Annotated in this window: 7 protein-coding genes; all 7 read left to right on the forward strand. The window is 42.5% G+C overall.

The window, feature by feature from the left end; translation table 11 throughout:
* Window positions 1–327: HEAT repeat domain-containing protein (locus ACEW8O_RS05975; RefSeq protein ID WP_373493711.1), on the forward strand; the 327-nt coding region annotated here is incomplete at its 5' end.
* A 148-nt stretch (window positions 328–475) separates the two neighbouring features.
* On the forward strand, window positions 476–1,852 hold the full coding sequence (locus ACEW8O_RS05980) for an arylsulfatase (protein ID WP_373493712.1): 1,377 nt from the start codon (window positions 476–478) through the stop codon (window positions 1,850–1,852).
* 1 nt (window position 1,853) lies between these two features.
* Window positions 1,854–3,323 carry an SGNH/GDSL hydrolase family protein gene (locus ACEW8O_RS05985; protein WP_373493713.1) on the forward strand — a complete coding sequence of 490 codons (1,470 nt, stop codon included), beginning with the start codon at window positions 1,854–1,856 and terminating at the stop codon, window positions 3,321–3,323.
* Window positions 3,304–3,606: a hypothetical protein gene (locus tag ACEW8O_RS05990; RefSeq protein ID WP_373493714.1), complete on the forward strand. Its 303-nt coding sequence runs from the start codon at window positions 3,304–3,306 to the stop codon at window positions 3,604–3,606. The genes ACEW8O_RS05985 and ACEW8O_RS05990 overlap by 20 nt, the downstream gene beginning before the upstream one ends.
* Window positions 3,607–3,618: 12 nt before the next feature.
* A complete protein-coding gene (locus ACEW8O_RS05995) occupies window positions 3,619–3,936 on the forward strand; it encodes a hypothetical protein (RefSeq protein WP_373493715.1) in 318 nt (105 codons plus the stop codon).
* A 217-nt stretch (window positions 3,937–4,153) separates the two neighbouring features.
* A complete protein-coding gene (locus ACEW8O_RS06000; protein ID WP_373493716.1) occupies window positions 4,154–5,479 on the forward strand; it encodes a Gfo/Idh/MocA family protein in 1,326 nt (441 codons plus the stop codon).
* 12 nt (window positions 5,480–5,491) lie between these two features.
* The coding region (locus ACEW8O_RS06005) for a family 78 glycoside hydrolase catalytic domain (RefSeq protein ID WP_373493717.1) at window positions 5,492–7,093 on the forward strand (1,602 nt) is incomplete at its 3' end.

Below are 7,093 nucleotides of genomic sequence, written 5' to 3' on the forward strand. Positions count from 1 at the left end.
TCGCTGGAAAAATTCGATGCAACATTAATAACAGCATTACAGGCCCTATTGAAAGATGAATACCCTACAGTTCAAATAGAGGCGGCCAGATTGCTTGCAGAGCAAAATGATGATAATACCTTAGAAGTTGTTACCGGACATATGCAGTCCGGTGACCCCGCTTTGGTATTGTATGCAAGTAGGACATTTCAGAAAATGGCAAAGGATAAGAAAGTTTTGCCGAAAGAAGCCAGAGCACTTTATGAGAAGCTGAAAAATGACCCACCCCGTGGATCCGATTTTTACTTATTGTATAGTTATTGGGCACTGAGTTATGTTTTTGAATGATTTGTATCCTGATACTTTTGATCTCCCAATTTAAAAGGTCAGGAAAAGATGGCTGTTAATTGGTTGAACGCCATGAAGCCTTATTTATCCGGTTATATAGCCTCTGATCAAACTAAGAAAATCAAGAAAAATTAAAATCTTAAGCAAAATGAAAAATGTTTATACTGTTTTCAAAAGTCTATTCTTATCACTTATCGTTGTTTGCATACTGAATTCCTGTTTAGGTGGATTACAAGCTGATCAAAAGGAGACAGTCTCTAAGCCCAATATTATCTTTATTATGGCTGATGACCTGGGTTATCATGACCTTGGAAGTTACAGTCAGACAAATATCTTGACCCCAAACATAGATAAACTGGCTGCTGAGGGTTTGAAATTTACAAATGTGTATGCAGGATCTACAGTGTGTGCGCCTAGCCGCAGTGTGCTGATTACAGGTAAGCATACCGGCAATACTACAGTGAGGGGGAATTTTTCTAAAGTAGATGGTTTGGTTGAGGGAAACCGGGTGCCATTGTTTGATCACGATACCACAGTGGCCGAAGTGCTAAAGCAGGCAGGTTATGTAACAGGAATTACGGGCAAGTGGGGCTTGGGGGAGCCGGGTAGCACAGGAGTTCCAACCAGGCAGGGTTTCGATGAATGGTTTGGATACCTTAACCAGCAACATGCGCACTCCTACTATCCTGAATATCTGTGGAAGAACGAAGAAAAACAAGTACTTGAAGGTAATGTAAATGGTGACAGAAATACCTATTCACATCATTTGTTTACAGAATTTGCCCTGGACTTTATAGATAAGCATGCTGACACTACTTTTTTTCTGTATTTACCCTATACGGTACCTCATGCAAAATACGAGATACCCGACACACAGCCCTATACAGATAAACCATGGCCTGAAAATGCCAAAGTACATGCGGCCATGATTACCCTGCTGGACCGGGATGTTGGCAAAATCATGGAAAAATTAAAAGCTAAAGGTATTGACAATAATACTATTGTGTTTTTCTGCTCGGACAATGGGGCCGCACTTAAATGGGATGGGATTTTTGACAGTTCCGGCATTTTGCGGGGCAAAAAACGAGATATGTATGAAGGGGGCCTGAGAACACCAATGATCGGGTGGATGCCGGGTGTAGTTCCGCAGGGGAAAGTAAGTGACCGACCTTGGTACTTTGCAGATGTTTTGCCTACGCTTGCGCAAATAGCACAGACAAATTCGCCTGCTGACATTGACGGGATAAGCGTGTGGCCAACGCTGTTAGGCCAAGATCAAAATACTGCCGACAGGTTTATGTATTGGGAATTTCACGAAAGAGGATATCAGCAAGCGGCACGCTGGAACCACTGGAAAGCTGTAAAATTAGCGCCTGATCAGGAAATTGAATTATACGACCTTTCCGTTGACCCCGGCGAACTGTTTAATGTTGCTCAACTAAATCCTGATATGGTTAAAAAAATGGTAACATATCTAAAATCTGCCAGGTCCCATTCAGATTTCTGGCCTATAAAATTTGAATAAGATGACCTTAAAAAAAACAACCTTTCTTTTTCTCCTCAAATTATTTGTAGTATCGGTCTTATCGGCCCAGGAAGGCCGTAAGGTTATGCCCCCGGTTTGGGAAAAAGCATATCCCCAGGCACCGGTACCTGACAATACATCGGAATGGGGCAAGCATATACAGCGAACCATGACCTTGTTGGCAACCAGCACCCCTGAAAAACGAAATACGGTTCGCATCCTGTTTTATGGTCAAAGTATTACAGCCAACAAAAAATGGACTGATGCGGTGGTGTCTGACCTGATTGATCGCTTTCCACACGCCCATATCATTTATGAAAACCGTGCCATTGGCGGATTTTCTTCCCAATATCTGGTAAACTCCAGCGAAAGTGATATGTATCCATTTTATCCCGATTTGGTTATTTTCCATGTGTATGGGGCACATGAAGAATATCAGGAAATCATTCACAACTTAAGGTCGCGCACCACTGCTGAAGTAGCCATTGTTTCCGATCATCTTGGTGCGAAAGAATATGATGGAAAGGAATTTTACGATCCCGGCGATTGGAACAATTTTATGCGTAAAACATTCATACCGGCAGTTGCCGAAGAATACAAGGCCCAGCTTATCGACATTACCACACCATGGAAGGGATACTTAAAAAGCAATAATCTCACCTCTCAGGCCTTACTCTCCGATGGCATCCACCCAAACGATCATGGGTGCTTCCTGATGAGCGAACTCGTAAAACGGGAGTTGGTCTATTTGCCCGATCACCCTAAAGATGAGTGGAAGGAGATGGTGAAAGAGTATTCAATCGGTAAAGACGTTAATTTTAAAAAAGGTAAATTGAAACTGGATTTTGATGGCAATAGGGTAGATGTAGTTGCGGGTGACGGACCTAAATCAGTAAAATTAAATGTTAAAATCGATGGAAAGAAGCCTTCTGAGATCAAAGGTTGCTATACATTTACCCGCAGCAGTGGTTCACCGGGTGTGGACTGGCCCGCTTTAATTCGAATAGATGCTGAAACACTACCCCTCATCGAAGATTGGAAATTAACTGTAGAGAAAGTAAATGTAGCCAATACCGATTTCACCTTTAGGGTGGAGGGAAGCAGGACCGGGCTTGATGGTACAGGCAATAGTTTGGAAAAGTTTATCTCCAATACTGGCCGTGTGGTAATAGAACCCGGTATGTGGATGAATTTAGAGCGCGATTTTCAGCATAAAGGAATACCACTTACTGATGGCTTTGAAATCACCTGGTCGGTAAAACCACTGTTTGTTGATCAGTACCAACCTGTTGAGATAAAGGATCCGTCGAAAGTGTATTTCACCACTTTGGCTCAAAACCTGACCAATGAAAAACATTTGCTAGAGCTTACGATCAAAGGCAAAGTCAAACCTGAAATCAAAACCATCAGGGTATATACGCCACCTGTAAAAGGGCCGATGAAGCTCGTTGTTGACGCTCCAAAAAATTGAAAAATTCAAAATATTTATAAAGACAAAATGGGGTGTTGCCATAGAAGAATCAAGCACTGAAAAGGCAAGCATTTACCATGATAAGTATACAAATGTAATTTCCTCAGATCCATGGTGTGTTGGATCTTATGTCTTCTTATGGACCGGCAACAGGCAGGAAACCACCCACACCTGGTACAACATGTTTCACGATGATGGCACAGAAAAAGGAACCGTAGAAGTGATGCAGTATGTATGGTCCGGAAAGTGGCCCGACAATAGAAGTCCCCGATTAGAGTCTTAGACCATTGAAGGGATGAATGCCAAAGAAAACATAGTATTGTCACTTAATGTGATCTATTCCGCTACCGTTGATGCCAATGATCCCGATGATGATACCTTACAATACGAATGGGAGTTGGTTCCGGAGAACAAAGTTTTCGGGGCTTATGCCGGCCAAGGGGAAACCAAGCCTCAGGTAGCAGAGGGGGCTATTAAAGAAAGGATTGACAACGGCAAAACAGTCAAATTTGCAGTACCTGATGCCAGTGGAGACAATTACCGCTTGTTTGTGTATGTGTATGATGGAAACGGAAAAGTAGCAGTGGCCAATATCCCATTCTATGTGAAATAGAAATACCAAAAATCAAAAAAATGCAAAATGTAAAGAAATACCTTGTTGAGATTAATAAGGTTTCCGAATAAATATGAAAACCCAATGGATAGGTATGGGGGTCCGTCTTCGTTCTTCCGTCTTCGGTCTAGCCATTTATATAGAAAACTTCCCCAACTTGCAGATAGGCGGATATTCATAATTTCAAATACATTTCCATTTAAAAAAATTATAGAAGATGAGCAATAATAGAAGAGAATTTTTGAAAAAAACAGCGGTTTCTGTTGCCGGAATACACATCATTCCAAGTTGGTCATGGTCTAAACCTGTTGCACCCAGCGACTGGATCAATGTAGGGTTAATTGGTTGCCGTGGCCAAGGATGGAACATTTTGAGGCACCATTTAAAAAATGATGGTGTTAGATGCCTTGGTTTGTGTGATGTTGACAAAAATGTTTTAAATGAACGTTATGCGCAGGTTCAAAAGGAGCACAATCAAAAGCCGAAATTGTATAGTGATTTTCGTAAGATGCTCGAAGATAAAGACATTGATGCAATAATAATTGGAACCCCTGATCATTGGCATTGTCTTCAAACGGTATATGCTTGCCAGGCAGGTAAGGATGTATATGTGGAAAAGCCGCTGGCAAATACCATAGAGGAATGTAATGTAATGGTGAAGGCAGCAAGGAGATATAACAGGGTTGTGCAGGTCGGGCAACAACAACGCAGTGGAGTGGTTTGGACGGAGGCAATGAAATTTATAAAATCGGGGGATTTGGGAACCTTGAGGAAGGTGAATATCTGGGCTAATTTTAATTATGGAACCGGTGCGCCAAAACAGCCTGACGAAGCGGTGCCCAACGGTGTCGATTTTGATTTTTGGTTGGGGCCGGCACCGTTGAGAAGTTTCAATCCAACCAGATTTCATGGTAATTGGCGCCACTTCTGGGATTATGGAGGGGGTCTGATGACAGATTGGGGGGTACACTTAATAGACATGGCCTTATGGGCAAAAGATGTTACCCATGCACCTACTACGGTTATGGCCTATGGCGATAACCTCTCCTTTGAAGATTATAGCCGCGAGACTTACGATACGATGTCTGTTATTTATCCCATGGATGATTATATAATCACTTGGCAGCATGCTGCGGGTCTGCAAAACGGCCCTTACGATATGTTGTATGGCGTGGAGTTCGTTGGTGACAAAGCCACCATTGTTGCCGACCGGGCTAAATGGACTATCAATTATGAGGACAAAAATAAATCAATTGACGAAGGAGCATCACAAATGGAACCTAAGAAAAAAATTGAATTGAATGACATGGATCTTCATGTAGAAAATTTTCTGAGCTGTATCAAATCCAGAGAAGAACCCAATTGTACCATTGAAAATGGAAGGAATGTAGCCTTGTATGCACATATGGGAAATTTGGCAGTGCGGTCAGGAGAAGGTAAATTGGTTTGGGATAATGGACAGAATATATTCACCAATACTGATAAAGCCAATGCATTTATAAAACCGGAGTATAGAAAACCTTGGCAATTTCCTGTGATATAAAATAAACTCAAGATGAAGAATTTTCTCTTTTTCCCTTTACTCTTAATCCATCTTATATCGTATGCCGGGGCACCCAAAGGACTCAAGGTAAACTATCACACCAATCCATTGGGGGTCGACAATCCAACGCCGTGGTTCTCATGGGAGGTGGGCGATTTACAGAGAGGCGCAGTACAATCAGCCTATCGCTTGTTGGTCAGTTCATCCATTGAAAAACTCGACAAACAAGAGGGCGATATCTGGGATTCAAAAAAAGTAAATGGCAATCAGACCATCCAAATAATTTACAAAGGCAAATCCTTGAAGCCCATGACCCGGTATTTCTGGAAGGTACAAACCTGGAATGGAAACGATGTGGCTTCGGAATATAGCCCCACCGCATGGTTTGAAACCGGGATATTCAGCAAAAGTGATTGGAAAGCTACCTGGATAAGCGATGGTAAATTACCCCCTTCCCGCGATGAGGCGTTCTATGATAAAATTCCTGCCCCCCTGTTCAGAAAGTCATTTAACGTGGATAAGGAGGTTAAAAATGCACGGTTATATGTCAGTGGATTGGGATACTACGAGGCATATTTGAATGGTGAAAAAGTAGGCGATCATTACCTGGATCCGGGATGGACGCAATATGGCAAAGAGGTTTATTATGCTGTATATGATGTGACCCATCAGGTCAAAAAAGGGCAAAATGCCATCGGTGCAATGGTTGGAAACGGATGGTACAATCCTTTGCCTATGAAGTTGTTTGGCAGATGGAACTTAAGGGAAATACTGACCATAGGCCAACCCAAAATATTGGCGCAGTTGGAAATAGAATACAGCGATGGTAGCAAAGAAACCATTGCAACAGATCAATCCTGGAAAACATCAGAAGGCCCTGTGGTGAAAAACAATGTGTATCTGGGAGAATGGTACGATGCCCGATTGGAAACAGATGGTTGGGATAAAGTGGGATTTAATGACAACAAATGGAAAAATGCTTCCAATACCCCAGCTCCCGCAGGAGCGTTGCGATGGCAGTATATTCCACCCATTCGACACACAAAATCAGTTTATCCTATTAAGATCAATACTTCTAAGCCCGATACTTATGTGATTGACATGGGGCAGAATTTTGCCGGAGTGATCCGGTTCAAGGTTTCGGCTCCCCTAGGAACTGAAATCAGATTTAGGTATGCAGAGCTGATTTATGATGATGGAACACTGGATTTTAGAACCAGTGCTGCTACACAGATCAAAGAGGGTGGAATAAACGGTGGGCCGGGAGCCCCGGCCACTGCATGGCAGGAAGACAGGTATATAACCAAAGGAGAGGGTGTTGAGGTGTTTGAACCTAAATTTACCTTTCATGGCTTTCGATATGTAGAAGTTACCGGATTGAAAACACCTCCTTCGCTAAGTGATATTGAAGGAATCCGGTTAAATGCCGATTTGCCCTCCAATGCTTCCTTCCAATGTTCCAATCAATTATTTAACAGGGTACAGGAAGTGACAGAATGGACCATGCTGAGCAATGTCTTCAGCATACAATCTGACTGTCCGGCCAGGGAAAAATTTGGTTATGGAGGCGATATCGTTACCGCAGGTGAAACTTACCTGTACAATTACGACATG

Source organism: Aquiflexum sp., assembly GCF_041749095.1.
GTDB lineage: Bacteria > Bacteroidota > Bacteroidia > Cytophagales > Cyclobacteriaceae > Aquiflexum.

Bases quoted from the DNA above. Each gene is read 5' to 3' on its own strand.
- ACEW8O_RS05980 (WP_373493712.1), top strand. From the start codon at position 476: ATGAAAAATGTTTATACTGTTTTCAAAAGTCTATTCTTATCACTTATC.
- ACEW8O_RS05985 (WP_373493713.1), top strand. From the start codon at position 1,854: ATGACCTTAAAAAAAACAACCTTTCTTTTTCTCCTCAAATTATTTGTA.
- ACEW8O_RS05995 (WP_373493715.1), top strand. From the start codon at position 3,619: ATGAATGCCAAAGAAAACATAGTATTGTCACTTAATGTGATCTATTCC.
- ACEW8O_RS06000 (WP_373493716.1), top strand. From the start codon at position 4,154: ATGAGCAATAATAGAAGAGAATTTTTGAAAAAAACAGCGGTTTCTGTT.